The 21,095-nt window shown below is 66.4% G+C and carries 13 protein-coding genes and 2 pseudogenes; 12 read left to right on the plus strand and 3 right to left on the minus strand.

The window, feature by feature from the left end; translation table 11 throughout:
* Positions 1 to 756: pseudogene (locus tag LL972_RS16275) on the plus strand (xylose isomerase); the annotation flags it as partial.
* Between the two features lie 69 nt (positions 757 to 825).
* On the opposite strand, the gene LL972_RS16280 reads toward LL972_RS16275, so the two are convergent.
* Complete coding sequence (locus LL972_RS16280) at positions 826 to 1,899, minus strand: LacI family DNA-binding transcriptional regulator (RefSeq protein WP_228328477.1); 1,074 nt, start codon at positions 1,897 to 1,899, stop codon at positions 826 to 828.
* A 242-nt stretch (positions 1,900 to 2,141) separates the two neighbouring features.
* On the opposite strand from LL972_RS16280, the pseudogene LL972_RS16285 reads away from it, so the two are divergent.
* From LL972_RS16285 to LL972_RS16310, 6 genes and pseudogenes are all read left to right on the plus strand, one after another.
* A pseudogene (locus tag LL972_RS16285) lies at positions 2,142 to 4,271 on the plus strand (alpha-glucuronidase family glycosyl hydrolase); the annotation flags it as partial.
* Positions 4,268 to 6,232 (plus strand): sialate O-acetylesterase, encoded by a 1,965-nt coding sequence (locus LL972_RS16290; protein WP_228328479.1) that lies wholly within the window; start codon positions 4,268 to 4,270, stop codon positions 6,230 to 6,232. The pseudogene LL972_RS16285 and the gene LL972_RS16290, both read left to right, overlap by 4 nt.
* A gap of 11 nt (positions 6,233 to 6,243) precedes the next feature.
* On the plus strand, positions 6,244 to 7,503 hold the full coding sequence (manD, locus tag LL972_RS16295) for a D-mannonate dehydratase ManD (protein ID WP_039520834.1): 1,260 nt from the start codon (positions 6,244 to 6,246) through the stop codon (positions 7,501 to 7,503).
* Positions 7,503 to 9,197: a glycoside hydrolase family 43 protein gene (locus tag LL972_RS16300; protein ID WP_228328480.1), complete on the plus strand. Its 1,695-nt coding sequence runs from the start codon at positions 7,503 to 7,505 to the stop codon at positions 9,195 to 9,197. Before manD ends, LL972_RS16300 begins: the two co-directional genes overlap by 1 nt.
* Positions 9,198 to 9,199: 2 nt before the next feature.
* The gene (locus tag LL972_RS16305; RefSeq protein WP_228328481.1) at positions 9,200 to 11,887 is read left to right on the plus strand and encodes a glycoside hydrolase family 3 protein; all 2,688 of its coding nucleotides are present in this window, start codon (positions 9,200 to 9,202) and stop codon (positions 11,885 to 11,887) included.
* A 229-nt stretch (positions 11,888 to 12,116) separates the two neighbouring features.
* Complete coding sequence (locus LL972_RS16310) at positions 12,117 to 13,580, plus strand: mannitol dehydrogenase family protein (protein WP_228328502.1); 1,464 nt, start codon at positions 12,117 to 12,119, stop codon at positions 13,578 to 13,580.
* A gap of 162 nt (positions 13,581 to 13,742) precedes the next feature.
* Here LL972_RS16310 and LL972_RS16315 read toward each other — a convergent pair whose 3' ends face one another.
* On the minus strand, positions 13,743 to 14,129 hold the full coding sequence (locus tag LL972_RS16315; RefSeq protein ID WP_228328482.1) for a bleomycin resistance protein: 387 nt from the start codon (positions 14,127 to 14,129) through the stop codon (positions 13,743 to 13,745).
* Between the two features lie 478 nt (positions 14,130 to 14,607).
* Between LL972_RS16315 and LL972_RS16320 the strand changes: the two genes are divergently transcribed.
* From LL972_RS16320 to LL972_RS16340, 5 genes are all read left to right on the plus strand, one after another.
* The gene (locus LL972_RS16320; RefSeq protein WP_228328483.1) at positions 14,608 to 14,898 is read left to right on the plus strand and encodes a SymE family type I addiction module toxin; all 291 of its coding nucleotides are present in this window, start codon (positions 14,608 to 14,610) and stop codon (positions 14,896 to 14,898) included.
* A 325-nt stretch (positions 14,899 to 15,223) separates the two neighbouring features.
* Positions 15,224 to 15,382 carry a DUF2256 domain-containing protein gene (locus LL972_RS16325; RefSeq protein ID WP_104584391.1) on the plus strand — a complete coding sequence of 53 codons (159 nt, stop codon included), beginning with the start codon at positions 15,224 to 15,226 and terminating at the stop codon, positions 15,380 to 15,382.
* Between the two features lie 235 nt (positions 15,383 to 15,617).
* A complete protein-coding gene (locus LL972_RS16330; protein WP_228328484.1) occupies positions 15,618 to 16,622 on the plus strand; it encodes a 2-hydroxyacid dehydrogenase in 1,005 nt (334 codons plus the stop codon).
* A gap of 38 nt (positions 16,623 to 16,660) precedes the next feature.
* The gene (locus LL972_RS16335; protein WP_228328485.1) at positions 16,661 to 18,283 is read left to right on the plus strand and encodes an L-lactate permease; all 1,623 of its coding nucleotides are present in this window, start codon (positions 16,661 to 16,663) and stop codon (positions 18,281 to 18,283) included.
* 302 nt (positions 18,284 to 18,585) lie between these two features.
* The gene (locus LL972_RS16340; protein ID WP_429002175.1) at positions 18,586 to 19,584 is read left to right on the plus strand and encodes a Kelch repeat-containing protein; all 999 of its coding nucleotides are present in this window, start codon (positions 18,586 to 18,588) and stop codon (positions 19,582 to 19,584) included.
* A 152-nt stretch (positions 19,585 to 19,736) separates the two neighbouring features.
* Here the strand turns inward: LL972_RS16340 and LL972_RS16345 are convergent, their stop codons facing one another.
* Positions 19,737 to 20,774, minus strand: a complete 1,038-nt coding sequence (locus LL972_RS16345) for an SMP-30/gluconolactonase/LRE family protein (protein ID WP_228328487.1) — start codon at positions 20,772 to 20,774, stop codon at positions 19,737 to 19,739.
* Positions 20,775 to 21,095: the final 321 nt, after the last annotated feature.

Genomic DNA, 21,095 nt, shown 5'->3' on the forward strand with positions numbered 1-21,095 from the left:
TTCTGGGGCGGCCGCGAAGGCTACGCCTGCCTGCACAACACGCAGATGAAGCGCGAGCAGGACAACATGGCGCGCTTCTTGACCCTGGCACGCGATTACGGCCGCGCCATTGGCTTTACCGGCAACTTCCTGATCGAGCCCAAGCCGATGGAGCCGATGAAGCACCAGTACGACTTCGACAGCGCCACGGTGATCGGCTTCCTGCGCCAGCACGGCCTGGACCGGGACTTCAAGCTCAATATCGAAGCCAACCATGCCACGCTTTCGGGCCACAGCTTCGAGCACGACCTGCAGGTGGCAGCCGATGCCGGCCTGCTCGGCAGCATCGATGCCAACCGCGGCAACCCGCAGAACGGCTGGGATACCGACCAGTTCCCGACCGACCTGTACGACACCGTCGGCGCAATGCTGGTGGTGCTGCGCCAGGGCGGGCTGGCACCGGGTGGTTTGAACTTCGACGCCAAGGTGCGCCGCGAGTCGTCCGACCCGCAGGATCTGTTCCTGGCGCATATCGGCGGCATGGACGCGTTCGCACGCGGGCTGGAAGTGGCCAATGCGCTGCTGACGTCCTCGCCGCTGGAGCAGTGGCGCGCCGAGCGTTACGCCAGCCTCGACAGCGGTGCCGGTGCCGACTTTGCCAACGGCAGCAGCACGCTGGTGGATCTGGCCCAGTACGCGGCCGGCAACGCGCCCAAGCAGCTCAGCGGCCGCCAGGAAGCCTACGAGAACCTGATCAACCAGTATCTGACGCGTTGATGCCGTGTCGGTGACCGCCTGCACGCGCAGGCGATCACCGGCGGCCTGCGCGCAGAACCGCGTGCAGCGTCAGGGCTGTCCCGCTGCATCCGGCGCCGCCGGTGCGGCCACCGAATCCCGCTTGACCAGCAGGTGCGCGACCACATGATCGACCATCTTCGCCGTGCGCTCCTTGGCGCGTATCGTCTTCAACAGGATGTCCAGCGCGGCGTCGGCCATGGCGGCGATGGGCTGCTGCACGGTGGTGAGTTCGGGCCAGACCGCGGTGGCGGCGGAGGTGTCGTCGAAGCCGACCACCGACAGATCGCGTGGCACATCCAGCCCGCGCCGATGTGCGACCGAGATTGCAGCGGCGGCCATATCGTCGTTGCTGGCGAAGATGGCGCTGGGGCGACGCCTGCGCGCCAGCAATTTTTCGGCGGCGACCAGGCCGAATTTGTAGGTGTAGTCGCCCGGTTGCACCAGATGCCGATCCAGCCGCAGGCCGGCATCGGCCAGCGCCGCCTGGAAGCCTTCGAAACGGCGCGTGCTGGCCGACAGATTGGGATGGCCGGCGATGTAACCGATACGCGTGTGGCCCTGGGCGATCAGATGCTCGGTGATTTCCTTGGCGGCGGCGAATTCGTCGATGCGCACGCAGGCCACATCCGGGCTGAAATGGTTGGAGGCGATCGCCACCACCGGCACCTTGGCGCGGACCAGTTCCAAGACCGCGGCCTTGGATTCGCACAGCGGTGGCGGCAGGATCACCCCGGCCACGCCCTTGGCGAGCTTGCGCGCGGCGCGGCGTTCGGCGTCTGCATCCAGGTCGTCCCAGCAATCGATCACCAGCTGGATCGGCGTGCGCGAGGCAACCCGCAACACGCCCAGCAGCAATTCACGCAGGTAGGCGCCACTGGGATCGCTGTAGATCAACGCAATGCGCGTGCTCTGCGCGGCGGCCAGGGCACTGGCCGCCAGGTTGGGCGTGTAGCCCAGCTTGTCGACCGCGCGCAGCACGCGTGCGCGGGTGGCATCGCGCACGCTGCCGTTGTTGTTGACCACGCGCGAGACCGTCATCGGCGAGACCTTCGCCAGCGCCGCCACCTCGTCGATGGTGGTCGCGCGGCTGGTGCGGCGGACCGATTTCCTGACCTTCTCCAAGCGTGGCCTCTTCAAGTGGGTGGCGAACCTGCACGATGCACACAAACCGCTGCGATAACGCAAGCGCTCACTGCGTGCACGACGATGCGACGCATGGTACCGGGAAGCAGGCAGAGCGGCGATACGCCGCCGTGTACGTGGATGTCGATGGAGCATGCCGCATGAGCGCGCGTGCAACGCGGCGCTGCGTCGCGTATTGCGCTGCGTTGGCGCAGCCGTGGTGGCTGGCGGTGACGCTGCTGGGTGGATTGGTGCTGGCCAGTGCCGGTGCGCGCGCCGAAGATGGCTACGACTTGTGGTTGCGCTACCACCCGCTGGCCAACGCGGCGCAGGTGCGCGGCAGCGCAAGCGAATTGATCGTCGTCGGCGACTCGCCAAGCTTGCAGGCCGCACGCGAGGAATTGCAGCGTGGGCTGTCGGGCCTGCTTGGTGCTGCGCCGTCCTCGTCTGCCACGGTCACGCGCGATGGTGCGATCGTGCTGGGTGCGGCCGCAGCGCCACAGATCGCGGCATTGCACCTGCAGACCACCGGCCTGGGCCGCGACGGCTATCTGATCCGCAGCGTCCGCGTGGACGGGCATCGCGCCACCGCCATCGTCGGCGGCAGTGATATCGGTGCGCTGTACGGGGCATTCCACTTGCTGCGCCTGCTGCAGACCGGTCAATCGCTGGCCGCGCTGGACCTGCGCGAGTCGCCGCGGCTGCAGCTGCGCCTGCTCAATCACTGGGACAACCTGGACGGGGTGGTCGAGCGTGGCTATGCCGGTGCGTCCCTGTGGAACTGGCAGACCCTGCCCGGGTATCTGGATCCGCGCTACACCGACTATGCGCGCGCCAATGCATCGCTGGGCATCAACGGCAGCGTGCTCAACAACGTCAATGCCAAGGCCTGGAGCCTGACGCCGCAGTATCTGGACAAGGCAGCGGCACTGGCCAGGGTGTTTCGCCCTTACGGCATTCGCGTGTTTCTCAGCGCGCGCTTCAGCGCGCCGATCGAGATCGGTGGCCTGACGACCGCCGACCCGCTGGATCCGCAGGTACAGCGGTGGTGGCGCGACACCGCCGACGCCATCTACGCGCGCATTCCGGATTTTGGCGGTTTTCTGGTCAAGGCCAATTCCGAAGGCCAGCCCGGCCCGCAGGACTACGGGCGCAGCCATGCCGATGGCGCCAATCTGTTGGCCGATGCACTCGCGCCGCATGGCGGGGTGGTGATGTGGCGCGCGTTCGTCTATTCGCATGAGCAGCCGGACGATCGCGCCAAGCAGGCGTATAGCGAGTTCCTGCCGCTGGATGGCCGGTTCCGCGACAACGTGATCGTGCAGGTGAAAAATGGCGCCATCGACTTCCAGCCGCGCGAGCCGTTCCATCCGCTGTTCGGGGCGATGCGCAAGACGCCGTTGATGCCGGAGTTCCAGATCACCAAGGAATATCTGGGTTTTTCCACCCATCTGGCCTATCTGGGCACGCTGTTTGCCGAAACCCTGCAGGCCGACACCTATGCGCGCGGCAAGGGCTCGACGGTGGCCAGCAGCGTGGATGGCAGTTTGTTCAAGGATGCCAAACGCACGCGGCTGACCGGCATTGCCGGGGTGGCCAACATCGGTGCGGACCGCAACTGGAGCGGCTCGATCTTCGACCAGGCCAACTGGTATGCGTACGGACGGCTGGCGTGGAATCCGCAGTTGTCGCCGCAGGCCATCGCGCAGGAGTGGGTGCGCATGAGCTTCTCCAACGATGCTGACGTGGTGACGCCGGTGGTGGGGATGATGCTGCGCTCGCGCGAGGCAGTGGTGGACTACATGACCCCGCTCGGCCTGCATCACCTGATGGGGCGCGGGCATCACTACGGCCCGGCGCCGTGGGATGCCGGCAGCGAGCGCCCGGATTGGGACCCGGTCTACTACCACCGCGCCGACCGTCACGGCATTGGCTTTGACCGTAGTGCCAGCGGCAGCAATGCAGTGGCGCAATACGCCAAGCCGGTGGCACGTGTGTTCGGCGATGTGCAGCGCGTGCCGGAGCATTACCTGCTGTGGTTCCACCATGTGCCCTGGGAGCACCGCATGGCCTCCGGGCGACCGCTGTGGGACGAGCTGATATGGCATTACGACCACGGCGTGGACGAGGTGCGTGCCATGCGCGCGACCTGGCAGGGCCTTGCCGACAGGATCGATCCGCCGCGTTACCAGCAGGTGGCTAGTTTCCTGGCGATCCAGCAGGACGAAGCGCAGTGGTGGCGCGATGCCAGCATCGCCTACTTCCAGCGCGTGTCCAGGCGGCCATTGCCTGCCGGCACGGCGCCGCCGGCGCATCCGCTGGCGTATTACCAGGCCCTGAAGTTTCCGTATGCACCGGGGAATCCCAAATGAGCGCACGCAGCTCGACGGTCATCATGGCAGCGCTCTTGGCAGCGCTGCTGCCGCGCCTGGCGCAGGCAGCCGACGCGCCATTGCTGCATGCACTGTTTCAGGAGCATGTGGTGTTGCAGCGCGATGCACCGATCCGCGTGTGGGGCGATGCAGCCCCGGGCGCGCGCGTGAGCGTGCAACTGGATGCGCAGCAGGTGCATGCGCGCGCAGACCGGCAGGGCCATTGGGAAGCGCGCCTGCCTGCGCACGCCGCCGGCGGCCCGTACACCTTGAGCGCACGCACCGGCACGGGCGTGACGCAGCAGGTCAACGACGTGCTGATCGGCGATGTGTGGCTGTGCTCGGGCCAATCCAACATGGAATTACAGGTGCATCGCACCCTGGACTCACGCAGCGAGATCGCCGATGCCGACAACCCGCGCATCCGCATGTTCAAGGTGCCGGCGCAGTCCAGCCCGACGCCGCAGCGCGGCTTCGGTGGCGCTGCCGCGTGGCAGCTCACCACGCCGGAAACGGTGAAGGAGTTTTCTGCCGCCTGCTATTACTTCGCACGTGAGTTGCAGAAGACCGTCGATGTGCCGATGGGCCTGATCAATGCCTCCTGGGGCGGCTCGCAACTGCAGGCCTGGATCGGCGAGACAGCCTTGCGCGCCGCCGGCGACGATGGCCCGGCACTGGATGTGCTTGCGCGGTACGCCGTCGACCCTGTGGATGCGGCGCCGCGTTGGGCCGCGCTCTGGGAAGCCTGGTGGCAGGTGCACGGCCAAGGCGAGCCCTGGCAACCGGATGCGCCCGGCGCCTGGCAAACCGCACCGGCGGCATTGGGCGCGTGGGACGACTGGGGCGTGCCGCAGCTGGTCGGCTTCAACGGCATGGTCTGGTACCGCACCAGCGTGGAGCTGACGCAGACGCAGGCCGCACAAGATGCCACCCTGCTGCTCGGGCCGGTGGACGAGTTGGACCAGACCTGGGTCAACGGGCGCGGCGTGGGCAGCAGCTACGGCGCCGATCAGCCGCGCCGCTACCGCTTGCCGCGCGGGCGCCTGCATGCCGGGCGCAACAGCATCGTGCTCAATGTGCTCAATACCTATCGGCGTGGCGGGTTGCTGGGCGATGCGCAATCGCGTGCGCTGCAGTTCGCCGATGGCAGCACGCTGCCGCTGGATGCACCCTGGCAGTACCGCATCGTGCCGCCGCAACTGGGCTCGCCACCGCGCGCGCCGTGGTCGTCGGCGGCCGGGCTGACCACCTTGTACAACGGCATGATCGCCCCGCTCGGCCAGCTCGGCCTGCGTGGCGTGCTGTGGTACCAGGGCGAATCCAATGCCGGCGATGCCGCGCATTACCCGGCCTTGCTCACCGCATGGCAACGCGATTGGCGGCAGCGCTTCGGTGCGCAGTTGCCGCTGCTGATCGTGCAACTGGCCAACTATGGCGCGCCGCCCACGCAGCCGGTGGAGAGCGGCTGGGCGCAGCTGCGCGAGGCGCAGCGCCGCTTCGTCGCCAACGATGCGCATGCCGGCCTGGCAGTGACGATCGACATCGGCGACCGCTACGACATCCATCCGGCCAACAAGCAGGAACTGGGCCGGCGCCTGGCGCGTGCGGCGCGGCAGGTGGTGTACGGCGAAGCGCTTGCGCCCTCCGGCCCGGTGCCGCGCAGCGCGCAACGCGAAGGCGACGGCGTGCGCATCGCCTTCGATGCTGTGGACACTACGCTGCTGAGTTATGGCAACGATGCACCGATCGGTTTCGAGGTCTGTGCCGCCGCCCCCGGCACCTGTCGTTATGCCGTCGCCACCGTGCACGACCACGCCATCGATCTGCGCATTCCTCCCGGCCTTGACCCCACGCGCGTGCGCTACTGCTGGGCCGACAGCCCGGTCTGCACGCTGTACGACCGCAGCGGCCTGCCGGCCGGCCCGTTCGAACTCCCCATCACTGCCGCCACTTCTCCCTGAGCGAGACCACGATGTCACAGACCCCCGACTCCCCTGCTCCACTGCAAGGCTCGGCCCGCGATCGCGAGATCGTCGAGGCGCGCGTCATCGTCACCTGCCCCGGGCGCAACTTCGTCACCTTGAAGATCCGCACCCGCTCGGGCATCACCGGGCTGGGCGATGCCACGCTCAACGGCCGTGAGCTGGCAGTGGCGGCTTACCTGCAGGAACACCTGGTGCCGAACCTGATCGGCCGCGACGCCGGCCGCATCGAGGACATCTGGCAGTTCTTCTATCGCGGCGCCTACTGGCGGCGCGGCCCGGTGACGATGAGCGCCATCGCCGCGGTAGACGTGGCGCTATGGGACATCCTGGGCAAGATGGCCGGCCTGCCGCTGTATCAGCTGCTGGGCGGGCGCTCGCGCGAGGGTGCGCTGGTGTACGGCCATGCCAATGGCCGCGATATCGCCGAAACCAGCGATGAGGTCGGCCGCTTCCGCGAGCTGGGCTTCATCGCCATCCGCGCGCAGTGCGGCGTGCCCGGCATCAAGAAGACCTACGGCATTTCCAGCGGCGGCAAACCGTATGAGCCTGCAGAGAGCGAATTGCCGACCGAAACGGTGTGGTCCACGCCGCGCTATCTCGGCGTGGTGCCGAAATTGTTCGAGCAATTGCGCAACGACCACGGCGACGAGATCGAGCTGCTGCACGACGCGCACCACCGGCTCACCCCGATCGAGGCCGCGCGCCTGGGCCGCGACCTGGAACCATACCGGCTGTTCTGGCTGGAAGACGCCACGCCGGCGGAAAACCAGCGCGCGTTCGAAGTGATCCGCCAGCACACGGTGACGCCGCTGGCGGTGGGCGAGGTATTCAATTCGCTCTGGGATTGCAAGCACCTGATCGAGCAGCAGTTGATCGACTACATCCGCACCACGATTGTCCACGCCGGCGGCATTACGCATGTGCGCAGGCTGGCCGACTTCGCCGCCCTGCATCAGGTGCGCACCGGCTTCCACGGCGCCACCGATTTGTCGCCGGTGTGCATGGGCGCGGCATTGCACTTCGACACCTGGGTGCCCAACTTCGGCATCCAGGAATACATGTTCCATTCCGACGAGGCCAACGCGGTGTTCCCGCACGATTACGTGTTCCGCGATGGCCGCCTGCATTGCGGCGAAACGCCCGGGCATGGCGTGGACATCGACGAAGCCCTGGCCGCGAAGTACCCCTATGTGCCCAAGCAGTTGCCGATCGCGCGGCTGGAAGACGGTGCGATGTGGGACTGGTGATGCGCTGGCTGCTGGCCGCGCTTGCGGCACTGCTGCTTGCGGTGACCGCGCCTGCGCGCGTGCAGGCGCAAGCGCAAGCCGATGTCGCTTTCGATTGGTTCGACTATCGTGGCGACGATACGGTGTTCACCAAACCGCTGCCGGCCGGTCATTACCGCAATCCGGTGCTGGCCGGGTTCTACCCGGACCCCAGCGTGACGCGCGTGGGCGAGCGCTATTACCTGGTCAATTCCACGTTCGCGTATTTCCCGGCGATTCCGGTGTTCGAGAGTACCGACTTGGTGCACTGGACGCAGATCGGCAATGTGGTCGAGCACCGTGAGCAGCTCGATTACGACAGGCTGGGCGTATCGCGCGGCATGTTCGCTGCCAGCATCCGTCATCATGCCGGGCGTTTCTATGTCGTAGGCACCTCGGTCGACAGCGGCGGCAACTTCATCGCCAGCGCCAGCAATCCCGCCGGCCCATGGTCGGCATTGACGTGGTTGCCGGGCATCGACGGCATCGACCCGTCGTTGTTCTTCGATACCGACGGCAGCGCCTACCTGCTCAACAACGGCCCGCCGGAAGGCACGCCGTTGTACGACGGCCATCGCGCGATCTGGATGCAGCGCTTCGACCTGGCCAGCAATCAACCGATCGGCCCACGCAAGGTGTTGCTCAACGGTGGCGTGGACCTGGCCAGCAAGCCGATCTGGATCGAAGGCCCGCATCTGTATCAACGCGACGGTTGGTATTACCTCTCGTGTGCCGAAGGCGGCACCGGGCCGCAACATTCGCAGGTGGTGCTGCGCAGCCGCAACGTGTGGGGGCCGTTCGAGGCCTCGCCGCACAACCCGATCCTGACTCAGCGCGACCTTCCGGCCGAGCGCGCGCATCCGGTCAGCAATGCCGGGCATGTGGATCTGGTGGACACACCGGACGGGCAATGGTGGGCGGTGTTTCTGGCCAGCCGCCCGTATGCGGGCGAGCGCTACAACACCGGACGCGAAACCTTCCTGCTGCCGGTGCACTGGCGCGATGGTTGGCCGTCGATCCTGCCGGCCGGCGAGCCGATTCCGTATCACGCACAGAGCCCGCGCGACGGCAAGACACCGGCCGATCAAGCCCCGTTGTCGGGCAACTTCACCTGGCGCGACGACTTCGCCGGCACCTCGCTGCAGCGCGAATGGCTTTTCTTACGTGTGCCCAAACATCAAGTGGCCAGCCTGCGCACGCGCGCCGGTTGGGTGACGCTGCATGCCAACGCACACGGCCTGGACAGCACCGCCACACCGGCCTTCCTCGCACGTCGCCAGCAGCACACGCGCTTTACCGCAAGCACGGCCTTGGCGGTACCCACGCAGCCCGGCATCAGCGCAGGGCTGGCTGCCTTTCAGAATTCCAACGCGTGGTATGCGCTAGGCGTACGACGCAACGGCGATGCGCTGGACGTCTTCCTCGACAAGCGCGATGGCGCAACAACCACCACGCTCGCACGCACCCGCATCCCCGCAACCGCACAGTTGCGCCTGCAGATCAGCGGCGACGGTGGGGCCTACAGCTTCGCCTTCGATGCCGATGGGCGCGGCTGGCAATCGCTACGCCGCAACGACGATGCAGGCATGCTCAGCACCGCACAGGCCGGCGGTTTCGTCGGCAGCATGATCGGGCCGTTTGCCCAGCTGGAACCGCACCGCACCCAGGAGGACTGACCATGCATTCGCACCCTGCCCATCTCGCCGTCGCGCCACGCCGTGCACTCGCACGCGGCTTACTGCTGGCGATGGCGCTTGCCGCCACCGGCACGCAGGCCGCAACGCCGCCGCCATACCTGGACACCCAGCGCCCGTTCGATGTACGCGCGGCCGACCTGGTGGCGCGCATGACGCTGGAGGAAAAGGCCGCGCAGATGCAGAACGCCGCTCCGGCGATCCCGCGCCTGCAGGTGCCCGAATACGATTGGTGGAACGAGGCGCTGCACGGCGTGGCGCGTGCCGGCGGCGCCACCGTGTTTCCGCAGGCGATCGGCCTGGCCGCCACCTTCGACACCCCGTTGATGGCCGAGGTGGCCACCGCCATCAGTGACGAAGCACGCGCCAAGCACCACGCGTTCCTGGCGCGCGGCGAGCACAGGCGCTACCAGGGGCTCACCTTCTGGTCGCCCAACATCAACATCTTCCGCGACCCGCGCTGGGGCCGCGGGCAGGAAACCTATGGCGAAGACCCGTTTTTGACCGCGCGCATGGGCGTGACCTTCGTGCAGGGCCTGCAGGCCCAGCAAGGGCCGTATCGCAAGCTCGATGCCACCGCCAAGCACTTCGCGGTGCACAGCGGGCCGGAGGCCGACCGTCATCACTTCGACGTGCATCCCAGCGAACGCGATCTGTATGAGACCTACCTGCCCGCCTTCCAGGCCCTGGTGCAGGAAGGCAAGGTCGCCGCGGTGATGGGCGCCTACAACCGCGTCAACGGCGAATCCGCCTCGGCCAGCACGCGGCTGGAAGGCATCCTGCGCCGCGACTGGGGCTTCGATGGCTATATCGTCAGCGACTGCGCCGCCATCCGCGATATCTGGCAGAACCACAAGATCGTGCCCACGCCCGAGGCCGCGGCCGCACTTGGCGTCAAGCACGGCACCGACCTGGATTGCGGCGACACCTATGCCGCGTTGCCGGCGGCGGTGCGTGCGGGCCTGATCGACGAAGCCAGCATCGACACCGCGCTCAAGCGGCTGATGACCACGCGCATGCGGCTGGGCATGTTCGACCCGCCGGCCAAGGTGCCGTGGGCGCAGATTCCGCCCTCGGCCAATCAGTCGCCGCAGCACGATGCATTGGCGCGCCGCACCGCGCGCGAATCGCTGGTACTGCTGAAGAACGACGGCCTGCTGCCGCTCAAACCCACGCTCAAGCGCATTGCCGTGATCGGCCCCACCGCCGACGACCCGATGTCGCTGCTGGGCAATTACTACGGCACGCCGGCCGCGCCGGTCACCATCCTGCAAGGCATCCGCGACGCCGCGCCGCAGGCGCAGGTGGTCTACGCGCGCGGCAGCGACCTGGTGGAGGGGCGCGAAGATCCCAATGCCGCCGCACCGATCGACACCCGCTATCTGCGCCCGGCGCCAGATGCCAAGCAGAACGGACTCACCGGCGAGTACTTCCGTGGACGTGCGTTGGCCGGCCAACCGGTGCTGACCCGCATCGACCCGCGCATCGCCTTCCGCTGGGACCGCAATGCGCCCACCGACGATGCCGTCGGCCGTGGTGAACTGCAGGCCGACCGTGCGCTGGCCAAGGACGACTTCAGCGTGCGCTGGCATGGCCAGCTGCTGCCGCCGGTGTCGGGTACCTACGAGCTGCAGATTGCCGCCGACGATGGCGTGCGCCTATCTCTGGACGGCAAGCTGCTCATCGATCAATGGAGCGAGGCCCCGCGCATGCGCGGCGGCAATGCCAGCGTCGTGCTGGAAGGCGGCAGGGCCTACGACCTGCGCGTGGAGTACTTCGAGGCCACCCGCGATGCCGGCGTGCGCCTGGCCTGGCGCATGCCCGGCGCCAAACCGCCGCTGCAGGAAGCGGTAGACGCCGCACGCAATGCCGAGGTGGTGGTGTTCGTCGGCGGCCTCACCGGCGATGTCGAAGGCGAGGAGATGGACGTCAACTATCCCGGCTTTGCCGGCGGCGACCGCACCGACACCCGCCTGCCCAAACCGCAACGCGAGTTGCTGCAGGCACTGCAGGCCACCGGCACGCCGGTGGTTGCGGTGCTGACCACCGGCTCGGCGCTGGCGATCGACTGGGCGCAGCAACACGTGCCCGCCATGCTGCTGGCCTGGTACCCCGGCCAACGCGGCGGCAGCGCGGTCGGCGATGTGCTGTTCGGCCAGGCCAGTCCTGGCGGCCGCCTGCCGATCACCTTCTACAAGGAAGACGAGCGCCTGCCCGCCTTCGACGATTACGCCATGCGCGGGCGTACGTATCGCTACTTCACCGGCAAGCCGCTGTACCCGTTCGGCCACGGCCTGTCGTACACGCAATTTGCGTATTCGGATCTACGCCTTGATCGCACCACGGTTGCAGCCGATGGCACGCTCACGGCCACGGTCACGCTGAAGAACACCGGCCAACGCGCAGGCGATGAAGTGGTGCAGCTGTATCTGCATCCGCTCAAGCCGCAACGCGAACGTGCCATCAAGGAACTGCGCGGCTTCCAGCGCGTCACCCTGCAACCCGGCGAACAACGCCAGGTGTGCTTCACCCTCAAGGCGCAGGACGCGCTGCGCATCTACGACGAGCAGCGCAAGGCCTACGCGGTGGACCCAGGCGCCTACGAGGTGCAGATCGGCGCTTCCAGCGCTGATATCCGCAGCACACAACGCTTTACCGTCACCGACAAGTAGAAACCGCTGACACTCACGCCATGCGGACATGGGCAAAGAAGCCACCCAGCCGCGATTCCCCTAAGCCACTCTCCCGCCGGGGCGAAGAGGCACCGCTTGCGCGCCACTGGCGCGCGTGCCTTGGAGCGCCCGCGTCGCAAGACGTGGGCCGGGGCGCGGAGCGGGAGTTGGGGTGAGGGTACGGCCACAGGCGAACTTGCAGCACCCCCACGATTCCAAACAAAAACCCATGCCAATTCAAACGCTCTCCATCGCAACACTCGCGCACCTACCAACCACCGTCCTCACTCCCAGCTACGACCCCAAACAGACCACCATCGGCATCGTCCATCTAGGCGCAGGCGCCTTCCACCGCGCCCACCAGGCCGTCTACATCGACGACCTGCTCGCGCATGACCCCAGCTGGGCCATCTGCGCCGTCTCACTACACAGCCCAACGGTGCGCGACGCCCTACGCCCACAAGACGGCCTGTACACCCTCGCCCTGCTCGACGAGCACCCGCAACTGCGCATCATCGGCGCCATCCGCGAGGTGCTGTGCGCCGCCGACGAACAGGCCGCCGTGCTCGCGCGCCTGGCCGATCCCGCCGTGCGGCTGGTCACCCTCACCATCACCGAAAAAGGCTACTGCCTGGCCGGCGACACGCTCGACCTCACTCATCCGGACATCGCGCACGACATCGCCCACCCCGGCACACCGCGCAGCGCCATCGGCTATCTCGTCGCCGGCCTGCAGCAGCGCAGGCAGCAAGGTATTGCGCCGTTCACCGTGCTCAGCTGCGACAACCTGCCCGACAACGGCAGCCTGCTGCGCCGCGCGGTGTTGCAGTTCGCCCAGCAACACGATCCAGCGCTTGCGGCGTGGATCGACCAGCACGCCACCTTCCCACGCTCGATGGTCGACAGCATCACCCCCGCCAGCGACGACGCGCTGCGCGCGCAAGTACAAGCGCAAACCGGCCTGCACGACGCCTGGCCGATCCAGCGCGAGCGCTACAGCCAGTGGGTGATCGAAGACCGCTTCTGCAACGGCCGCCCCGCCTTCGAGCGTGCCGGCGTGACCCTCAGCGACGACATCGCCGGCTATGCACGCGCCAAGCTGCGCCTGCTCAACGGCCCGCACTCCGCACTCGCCTATCTCGGCAGCCTGCTTGAATTGGAAACCGTCGCCGATGCCATGCGCCACCGGCAACTGGCTACCTTTGTCGAAGCCCTGATGCGCGAAGACATCGCCCCCACCCTGCAGCCCATGCCGGGCTTCGACGCGCAGCAGTACATTGACGCCATCCTGGCCCGCTTCGGCAACCCCGCCATCCGCCACCTGCTCGCCCAGATCGCCTGGGACGGCTCGCAGAAGATCCCGGTACGCCTGCTCGGCGTCATCGGCGACGCGCTGGCTGCCGGGCGGCGGATCGACCGGCTCTGCATTCCGGTAGCGGCCTGGTTGCAGTTCGTGCGCAGGCAGGCTGGTCATGGAGCGGCCCTGGTCGATCCGCTGAGCGAAGAGCTAAGCGACATCGGCCGCTCGGCCACCGGCGATGCCGCCCATGACATCGGGGCATTCCTCACCGTGGATACGGTGTTCGCGTCGCTTTCCGGCGATGCGCGTTTTGTGCAGACGCTGCACGCTGCCTACGCTGCGCTGGGCAATGCAACACCAGCAGAGATACAACGGGCCATTGACTTGGGGTGATGCATCGCACTGCATCGCCCGGTGACGTCGCATGCGACAAGCTCCGATGTCTGCAGCGTGCGATTGGCGGGCAGCAGTGCGCAGAACACCGCCCATCGAGCTACCCGATCCACGGCCTGTTGCGGATAGGCAGGCACGCAGATGCAGCCGGCGATTGAATGCCTACTTACCGATCACCTGCCCAATCCTGAGCAGGTTGCCGTTCTCGTCGACAAGCGCGAATTCCCGCATTCCCCATGGCTTGTCGCCGACAGGATCGAGCCGGGGGATGCCGTGCAGCGGAAGCTCCGCCGCATGCATGGCGGCGTAGACCGCATCGACATCGCCAACCCGGATGTAGCACCCCGCATAGCAGGCAGCAGGATCAAGGTCCGGGTGCGCGAAGAAATGCAGTTCCACCTCGCCACGCGTCATGATCGCGTAGCCCGCATCGTGCGGATGCGCATCGCCGACAAAGCCCAGCCGCCGGTAGAAGGCAACCGTGCGTTCGATCGAACGGCCTGGGAGCAGTGGAATCGTACGGTCTGGCGTTTCGGCAGTGGAAGTCATCGCTTTCTCGTAGTGGGAGAACGAAGTCGTCTTTGGGCGCAACGATACGCCACATACGAAGGATCGGTTGGGAGCCGTGCCGTCCTGTCTTGACTCGCTTCATTGGCGAGTAGCAAGATCTCGTTGCTGCGGCACATTCCGCAGCCGGATTTGACAGTCCGAAAACACAAGGCGCACCAGCGCCAATTGCACGATTTCGGCGCTTTTTCTTTGCCCGATGTCATGTGTATGGGGCGTGCTCGCTCTATGGCGGGCGGTGTGCGGAGACCGAAAGGTCTGCCGGTACCTTGTGGCCGGTCTGTCAACCGCACACCGTCCGCCACCTTGATTGACAGCGATGTGGCGGGCCTCTCTATCGCACAAGGAGTTCGATATGACCCCTCCCGACGTCGACGTAACCGCACGTGCACGCTCTACATCGCCTTAAAAGCGATCTGTTGTCGCACGTACCAGACCAAAGAAGAGTTCGGTCTCCACCGTGACCGATAAAGAGTCGGCTGCAGATCCATCGCCAGCGCCCACCCCGCCCTTGCGCAAGCCCGGCTTCCGTATTCCCGAGCGTGTCACCATGAGCTGCCAGCACTACGACGTGCGGCGGGCCGAGGATGTCGTCGGCTGCGCGGTGCCCAAGCTGCGGCTGTCCGGACGTTGGCTGGAACACTGCGGTTTCGCGGTTGGCGATGCGCTGCAGGTCACGGTGGGACGCGGCGTGCTGTTGATCAGCCGCATGGCACCCGCGCTGGCTGCGGTGAAACCACACCGAAAGTGACCCGTATGGGCCAAGCGCCCTGATGCGGCGCTTGTGGCACCTGCTCCCCTGCATGGGAGCAGGTGCGCTTGTTGCCCTGGTCCGGATTGGAGCAGGAAGCCTGGCCGATCCTGCTTGCGTTGGAGACAGAAGGCTGCCTGTGCCGTCTGCACGCGAGAGCAACGTGTCTGTTCCGAGACGGGGCAGCGAAGCAAGGCCGCGTTGCACGTGGGTCGCCAGCGGCACAGGGCTTGTTGCCTGCACCGGCATCTGCAGGGCACCGCGCGACATGACATGCTCGGCCTCATCCACGCCCCACCCACCTCCGGTTAGGCTCACGCGCCGCATGGCTATGCGCAAGAAACACGAGTTGCCTGAGAAACCCTGCATGCACTGCGGGCGGCCGTTTCGCTGGCGCAAGAAGTGGGAGCGCGTGTGGGACCAGGTGAAGTACTGCTCCGACCGCTGCCGTGGTGAAAGCAAGCGGACGCGTCCGCCTCCGTGACCTGCACGACGTGCGCATTGCCGATCACCACCACGCGCGCCCACCAGCGCCAGACCGTCGCACACAGGCGCACTCGCGTAGTGTGGGTGCGCGCTGTGCAGTAACGAACCTCGGCACAGGTTCGATGTCTGCATCGCCACTGGAGCTGGTCGTGGTCGCGGCGATTGGCAAAAACGCGGTGGAAGAGGCCCGGTTGGGTGAGCTACCGTATTCCCGCACCTATGGAGTTTTCCGCATGAAAATGGCTGTCTTCAGCACGCGCCCTTACGACAAGCGCTTTCTCGACGAAGCAAAAATGCGCCTGGGCGCGGAATGTGCAGCCGAGTTCGTTTACTTCGAGGCAACGCTGGATCTGCAGACGGCCGCACTGGCGCAGGGGTGCCAGGTGGTGTGCGTGTTCGTCAACGATCAGCTCGATGCGCATGTGCTGCAGGCGCTACACGCCAGCGGTGTGCGCGCGGTGCTGCTGCGCTGCGCCGGTTTCAACAATGTGGACCTTGCCGCGGCCACCGCACTTGGCCTGTTCGTGGCACGCGTGCCGGCCTACTCGCCCGAAGCGGTGGCCGAGCACACCCTGGCGCTGGTCATGACGCTCAACCGGCAGACGCACCGCGCCTACAACCGCCTGCGCGAGGGCAACTTCATGCTCAATGGCCTGCTCGGCCGCACCTTGCACGGCAAGACGGTAGGCCTGGTCGGGCTGGGCAAGATCGGGCTGGCGACTGCACGTATTTTCACTGGGATGGGCTGCGCTGTGCTGGGCTACGATCCCTATCCCACGCCTGGCTTCGAGACACTCGGGCAACGGGTCGAACTGGAGACGCTGCTCGCACGCGCGGATATCGTCTCGCTGCACTGCCCGCTGACGCCGGCAACGCAACACTTGATCGATGACGCAGCGCTGGCGTCGATGAAGCCCGGCGCGATGCTGGTCAACACCTCGCGCGGTGGGCTGGTGGATACCGATGCGGTGATCCGCGCGCTCAAGTCCCGCCAGCTCGGTCATCTGGCCATCGATGTCTACGAGCAGGAAAGCGCCCTGTTCTTTCAGGACCGCTCGGGCGAGATCATCGACGACGATGTGTTTCAACGCCTGATGACCTTCCCCAATGTATTGGTGACCGGGCACCAGGGATTCTTCACCGCCGAAGCGCTGCAGGAAATCTCCGAAATCACCCTGCGCAACCTCGCTGATTTCGTTGCGGGCACTGCGTGCGCGAATCTTGTTCCGGCACCTTAGCGTCACCTTTTCCGCTCACCACCCGCGCAGGCCCGACCATGTGGCAACAACTCTACGACCCGCTCGGTAACGCCAACCTCTCGGCCTTGCTGGCTGCGTTGCCGGTGCTGTTCTTTTTGCTGGCGCTGACGCTGCTGCGGCTCAAGGGGCTGACCGCCGCGTCGCTGGCGGTGCTGGTCTCGGTGGCGGTGTCGTCGCTGGTGTTCGGCATGCCGATGGCCAGCATCGTGGGCGCCGCGCTGTTGGGCATTGCCAACGGCATCTTTCCGATCGGCTTCATCGTGCTGATGGCGGTGTGGCTATACAAGCTGGCAATCCGCAGCGGCAAGTTCGAGGTGATCCGCGGCAGCATCGCCACGGTGTCCGAAGACCAACGCATCCAGGTGTTGCTCATCGCGTTCTGCTTCGGCGGATTTCTGGAAGGCGCTGCAGGCTTCGGCGTGCCGATTGCCATCTGCGCGGCACTGCTGGTGGAGCTGGGCTTCCGTCCACTCAAGGCGGCGATGTTGTGCCTGCTCGCCAACGGCGCGGCGGGTGCCTATGGCGCGATCGGCATTCCGGTGCTGGTCGGCGCGCAGCAGGGCGGCGTACAGCTGGACGAGATGTCGCTGATGCTGATCGCGCTGGTGCAGGTCTGCGCACTGTTGGTGCCGGCGGGGCTGGTGGTGATGCTCGATGGTTGGCGTGGCGTACGCGAGACCTGGCCGGTGCTGCTGTTTGTCGGCGTTGTGTTCAGTGGCGTGCAGACGCTGACCTTGTCCCTGCTGGGGCCGGAACTGGTGGACATTGCCGGCCCGCTGGCCGGCATGGGCGGCCTGGCCCTGTTCATGCGGTTCTGGCGGCCCAAGCGCATCTACCGCGAAGCACAGGCGCCGCCGTGCTCCGCCCAGCGCTGGACGCTTGCCCAGGTGCTGCGTGCATGGTCGCCGTTCTACATCCTGACCGGCGCGATCCTGGTATGGAGCCTGCCTGCGTTCAAGGCACTGTTTGCCGCGGACGGCGCGCTTGCCGCCACGGTATTGCATCTGCCCATCGGCCTGCTCGATCAACGCGTGCAGGAAGTGCCGCCACTGGTGGCCAGCGTGCGTACGCTGCCTGCGGTGTGGAATGTCGGTTGGCTCAACGCTTCCGGCACGGCGATCCTGATCGCCGCAGTGCTGACGGTACTGCTGTCGCCGCGCCTGACCCTGCGCTCGGCAACCGGCGAGTTGGCCCAATCGGCGAGGGAAATGTGGAGACCGCTGGCCACCGTGTCGCTGGTGATGGCGGTGGCCTATGTCACCAACTATTCCGGCGCATCGTCGAGCATTGGTCTGGCACTGACGCAGGCCGGTGGCGTGTTTCCGCTACTGTCGCCGGTCATCGGCTGGATGGGGGTGTTCATCACCGGCTCGGTGGTCAACAGCAATACGCTGTTTGCGCATCTGCAGGCGGTGACGGCGGCACAGATCGGCGTGCCGGCCGCATTGCTGGTGGCGGCCAACACCGCCGGCGGCGTGATGGCCAAGCTGGTCTCGCCGCAGTCGATCGCCATTGCAGCGGCTGCGGTCAAGCTGGTGGGGCAGGAGTCGGCGATCATGCGGACCACCCTGGCCGCCAGCCTGGGATTGCTGGCGTATGTCTGTCTTTGCACGTGGCTGTTGTCGATGGTGTTGCAATGATCTCCTCTGATGCGTGCTGCCGGAAGTAACGCGTTGTTGCTTGTACCGGCATGCTCTTCTGCGGATCGTGGCATGCGTTGTTTGAAGCGGGTGCAGGGTTCTTTCTGCTGATGCCATAACCACGCAACCAAGCAGGTACATCGGTTCAGTCTGCTTTGGTATGCGCGCTGCTTTCCGCGCTTTAGATTCGGTATTTCCTTGTACGCCGCATCGCGGCGATGTCGCTACACTCGGTATCCCCTGCGCTTAGGTAGCAGCCGTCCATGACACTGTCAGCAGACGCAATATGTGTGGTTTTTCTCTTGGCCATCTCCGCATGCTCACCTGCGTTTGCCGAGACGGCAGTGCAGGCGCCTGCATCGCCAGAAGCGCAGCACGCGTTGCATTGGAAGACCATTGCCGGCGACGGCAGGCCACATGCACGGCACGAGAACAGCCTGGTGGCGATCGGCGATCGTCTCTATCTGATCGGAGGACGCAATGACCGGCCGCTGGACATCTTCGACACCAGGACGCGCCGCTGGTCGAAGGGCAGCACGCCACCGCTGGCGGTCAGCCACGCGCAGGCAGTGGTGGCGTCGGGAAAACTCTACGTTGTCGGCGGCCTGACTGGTGACTATCCGGAAGAAGCAGCGCTGACTCACCTGTTGATCTACGACCCTGCCACCGATCGCTGGCAGGTGGGCGCGGAGATTCCCGAAAACCGCCGCCGCGGCGCGACCGGCGCAGTGGAACACGACGGCGTGCTGTACCTGGTCGGCGGCAACACGCGCGGCCATATGAGCGGTTATGTGCCATGGCTGGATGCGTTCGACACCAGAACCCGGCAATGGACGCAGCTGGCCGATGCACCGCGTGCCCGCGATCATTTCCATGCAGTGGTGCTCGACGGAAAACTCTACGCCGCCGGCGGACGCAGGTCGTCGCACGAGAGCGGCAACACCTTGGCGCAGACGATTTCCGAAGTCGATGTCTATGACATCCAGCGCGGCACCTGGAGCGTTGCCCCGGCCGCGTTGCCGACGCCGCGCGCCGGTGCCGCCGCCATTGCGCACAATGGCCAGCTGCTGGTCATCGGCGGCGAGAGCACGCGCCAAGTCAAGGCGCACGACGAAGTCGAAGCCTACGACCCGTCCAGGTCCACCTGGACGACGTTGGCGGCCTTGCCGCGAGGGCGCCACGGCACCCAGGCCGCAGCAGTGGGCGACGTTCTGTACATCGTTGCGGGTAGCGGCAACCGTGGCGGCGGGCCGGAGCTGGATGATGTGTTGGTGTTGAGTGACGCGGAAGCCATGCGCTAAGCGAGGTGGGCGACATCCGAGCCGGATCGCAGTCTTGGCTCGACGGGAAAGCGACTTGTCGTGCAGGGCGATCGGTCACGCTCCATCGCGGCCAGGGCCGCTCCTACAAGAGCGGCGACTGAGTGTGCTGCGGTGTGGTGGGCTACCGGGTTCTACCGCGCAAACTCCAGGCCCAGCGCCTTGACGCGCACCCGCGCCAGCATCGCGTGCGAAGTCATGTACAGCGTATGGCCGTCGTTGCCGAAGGCGCAGTTGGAAATGGGTTCGCCGGTTTCGATGCGGCCCAGCCTGCGGCCGTCGGGGGCGAACACGATGACGCCGCCGGGGCCGGTGGCGAACAGGTGGCCATCGGCGGAAATCGCCATGCCGTCCGGCAGGCCGGGGGCGTCCTTTGCAACCAGATCGGAGGCATCGGCGAACACGCGCTTGCCGGTCACCGCACCGTTGGCGTCGAGCGCGTAGGCCATCCAGATCGGGCGCTGCGGATCGGAGTTGGCCACATACAAGGTGCGCGCATCGGGCGACAGGGCGATGCCGTTGGGAAGGCTGAGGCTGTCGTCCAGCAGGTGCACGCTGCCGTCGGTGTCCAGGCGGTAGACGCCGTTGAAGCGCAGTTCCTTGACCGGCGAGTCGTTCATGCCCTTCAGGCCGTACGGCGGGTCGGTGAAGAACACCACGCCATCGCTGCGGCGGACCAGATCGTTGGGGCTGTTGAAGCGATGGCCTTCGAACTGCGTTGCCAGCGGCGTCTTCTTGCGCGTGGCCGGGTCGAGCCTGGCGACGATGCGCGTGCCGGAATCGGCCAGCAACACGGTGCCGCCCGGTTCGGCATACAGGCCGTTGGCACCGGCTTCGCGTAGCGTGGCCTGCTCCGGGCCGCTGTAACCGGACGGCGACAGCAGGACCGATAATCCGGCGTCTTCGGACCAACGATAGAGCTTGTTTTCCGGCACGTCGGTGAACAGCAGATAGCCGCCGTTGCGAACCCACGCAGGGCCTTCGGACCAGGTGAAACCTTCGCTGAGCTTTTCGATGCGCGCATCGCTGGCGACCACGTCGCTGAAGCCGCGATCGAAGGTTTTCAGGTGCCCGATCGCAGGAAAGCGCGGTGGCGGCACCTCCTTCCTGGTGCAGGCGGCGAGGATCGCCAGCAGCGGAACGGCCAACAACAGATAGGGCGGCAAGCGCATCGGAAGGTTCCTCGGTAAGGTGGGCAGATGATGACACCCGGCCGGCGCGGCCTCTTCACTTGGGGGCGTGTGGACAGTTACGTATGCTCGTTGCGGCAGTGGCGTTGCCTGCGCAGATCGGACACAGGCTGCGCCACGCCGACGCGACGGCTAAGATCATCGTCAACATGCCTGGCCGCGGACACGCACGACAAACGTTCAAAGGAGAGGCACATCATGGACCCTGTTTCCCCCAGCGGCATTTGCAGGGCACCGCCGCGTGTGGGCCGCCGGCTCTTGCAGCGCGGCGCCGTGCTGCTGGCGACCACGCTGTTGGCCGCA

Source organism: Xanthomonas campestris pv. asclepiadis (genome assembly GCF_020784175.1).
GTDB lineage: Bacteria > Pseudomonadota > Gammaproteobacteria > Xanthomonadales > Xanthomonadaceae > Xanthomonas > Xanthomonas campestris_D.

Coding starts and splice junctions, on each gene's coding strand:
- LL972_RS16290 (WP_228328479.1), top strand. CDS start 4,268: ATGAGCGCACGCAGCTCGACGGTCATCATGGCAGCGCTCTTGGCAGCG.
- manD (WP_039520834.1), top strand. CDS start 6,244: ATGTCACAGACCCCCGACTCCCCTGCTCCACTGCAAGGCTCGGCCCGC.
- LL972_RS16300 (WP_228328480.1), top strand. CDS start 7,503: ATGCGCTGGCTGCTGGCCGCGCTTGCGGCACTGCTGCTTGCGGTGACC.
- LL972_RS16305 (WP_228328481.1), top strand. CDS start 9,200: ATGCATTCGCACCCTGCCCATCTCGCCGTCGCGCCACGCCGTGCACTC.
- LL972_RS16310 (WP_228328502.1), top strand. CDS start 12,117: ATGCCAATTCAAACGCTCTCCATCGCAACACTCGCGCACCTACCAACC.
- LL972_RS16315 (WP_228328482.1), bottom strand. CDS start 14,129: ATGACTTCCACTGCCGAAACGCCAGACCGTACGATTCCACTGCTCCCA.
- LL972_RS16325 (WP_104584391.1), top strand. CDS start 15,224: ATGGCTATGCGCAAGAAACACGAGTTGCCTGAGAAACCCTGCATGCAC.
- LL972_RS16330 (WP_228328484.1), top strand. CDS start 15,618: ATGAAAATGGCTGTCTTCAGCACGCGCCCTTACGACAAGCGCTTTCTC.
- LL972_RS16335 (WP_228328485.1), top strand. CDS start 16,661: ATGTGGCAACAACTCTACGACCCGCTCGGTAACGCCAACCTCTCGGCC.
- LL972_RS16345 (WP_228328487.1), bottom strand. CDS start 20,774: ATGCGCTTGCCGCCCTATCTGTTGTTGGCCGTTCCGCTGCTGGCGATC.